At 41.6% G+C, this 598-nt stretch carries 1 protein-coding gene and 1 pseudogene; both read right to left on the bottom strand.

Annotation, left to right across the window (positions count from 1 at the left end; translation table 11 throughout):
- Positions 1 to 245, bottom strand: a pseudogene (locus A9Q93_RS12845) (hypothetical protein); the annotation flags it as partial.
- Positions 245 to 598 (bottom strand): ATP-binding cassette domain-containing protein (locus A9Q93_RS12840; RefSeq protein ID WP_369674727.1); only part of this gene is annotated, 354 nt, incomplete at its 5' end. The pseudogene A9Q93_RS12845 and the gene A9Q93_RS12840, both read right to left, overlap by 1 nt.

The following is a 598-nucleotide window of genomic DNA, read 5'->3' as shown; positions in this document are numbered from 1 at the left end:
GCAACCACAGAACCACCGGATAAATCGATACCTCCTGTCACTATGGCAAAGGTCACCCCAATCGCAATAATGCCAAACATAGAGACCTGCTCTAGGATGCTTAATACATTTCGAATCGAAGCAAAGCCTTCTATTTTAAAAGACAGAGAAATAAACAGGAGTACCAAAATAATAAGCATTCCATACTTGTTCAGAAACTCAGTGTAGTTTGCTTTATTAAATTTATTACTTGCTAGAGAATCCATTAGGCAACCCCTTCTATGCTCAATTCGGTTGTGTCTATTTCTATGGCGTGTTCTGTGGGTACATCACCACCGGCCGCCATTTCTAAGATTAATTCTTGTGTGGCTTCTGCTCGGTCAACCACACCAATTTCTTTACCTTCTGCCATGACCATAATTCGGTCACTGAGTGACAAGAGTTCAAGCATTTCGGAAGAAACAATAATGATGGCTTTACCTAACTTGGCGAGCTCCACAATCAATTTGTAAATTTCTGCTTTCGCACCCACATCAATACCCTTGGTAGGCTCATCCAAGATCAAAATCTCAGGTTCAAGTAACAGCCAACGGGCGATCAAGACTTTCTGCTGATTACC

The sequence above is a fragment of the Nonlabens dokdonensis genome (genome assembly GCF_002162835.1).
GTDB lineage: Bacteria > Bacteroidota > Bacteroidia > Flavobacteriales > Flavobacteriaceae > Nonlabens > Nonlabens dokdonensis_B.
This window is presented reverse-complemented; position numbering and strand designations above follow the sequence as displayed.